Source organism: Mycobacterium sp. NPDC003449, assembly GCF_053588415.1.
In genome coordinates, this window is record NZ_JBSFPX010000395.1 from 1 (window position 1) to 1,031 (window position 1,031).

General features: G+C 60.8%; 1 protein-coding gene and 1 pseudogene. Both read right to left on the reverse strand.

Annotated elements, in window-relative coordinates:
- Positions 1 to 109 precede the first annotated feature (109 nt).
- Positions 110 to 456: pseudogene (locus tag ACWDTP_RS38640) on the reverse strand (transposase); the annotation flags it as partial.
- 35 nt (positions 457 to 491) lie between these two features.
- Positions 492 to 653, reverse strand: a complete 162-nt coding sequence (locus tag ACWDTP_RS38645; protein ID WP_450028479.1) for a hypothetical protein — start codon at positions 651 to 653, stop codon at positions 492 to 494.
- Between the last annotated feature and the right edge of the window lie 378 nt (positions 654 to 1,031).

The following is a 1,031-nucleotide window of genomic DNA, read 5'->3' on the forward strand; positions in this document are numbered from 1 at the left end:
AGACCGCGTAGTTCTCGCGGTGCACACGGGCGATCTCAACTTTGAGCTCCTCTTCGCGGACCTGGCGCTTGGAGGGCTGGCTGCGCCGGGCGCAGGCGTCGTACTCCTGTTTGTGAGTGTCGATGTAGTCGAGAATCACCGATTGCGGCGGTCGAGCTCCGCCGCGAAGAAAGTCGAGGCCGATTTCAGAATGTCGTTGGCGCGTTTCAGTTCTCGATTCTCCGCCCGCAACCGCCGCAGTTCCTCGGCCATGTCGCTGGTGACCCCAGGACGCACCCCGGAGTCGATCTGATCGCGACGCACCCAGCTCAACAGTGTCTGGGGCGTGCCAATGCCCAGCTTGGCCGCCACTGACTCGATAGCCGCCCACTCCGACGAATACTGATCGCGCACCTCAGCGACCATCCGCACCGCGCGCTCACGCAGCTCAGCCGGATACTTCCTCGAACCTGCCATGACTCCATCCTTCACAAGAGATGAAGCCTCCGGACTCACCGGGGCGATTCACCGGTCAGGTTGGGCCGAACACGGTTGGCGTGGTGAACGATCGACGTCGATAGCCACAACACGCGATCCTCGATTTCGCGGAGGGCGGCGTCTGCTGACGTGTCGGCGACATGGGGCAGTGCGTCGACTGATTGCGAGCGGTCCATCAGTGGTTTCCTTGCATGGGAGTTCCAGAATGTGAGGCGACCGGCCTTCGCCGTGCTCAGGTCGTGAACACGGCGACGACGCGTCGCAGCAACCGGGCCCGGGTGAGGGCGCAGGCGCTGCCGACCGCGGTGACACGGTCGTCGGAGCTCCGTTGGAGTGCAGAACTCGCTATCAAGTCGAGCATCAAACTACACTTTGGACAAGTACCAGTGGATCGACTGAGCATTTTGCTGAAATCCACGTTCGGGCAGTCAGTAGGGGGTTGTCATTTTGACCACGCAAACCAGAGTCGACGCCTTAGCCCGGATTTTCCGTGAAATGTTGCTTTGGTGGGGTGTAGATACGCGAAAGTGCCTGTCCTGCAAGGAATAATTGGA

Bases quoted from the DNA above. Each gene is read 5' to 3' on its own strand.
- ACWDTP_RS38645 (WP_450028479.1), bottom strand. From the start codon at position 653: ATGGACCGCTCGCAATCAGTCGACGCACTGCCCCATGTCGCCGACACG.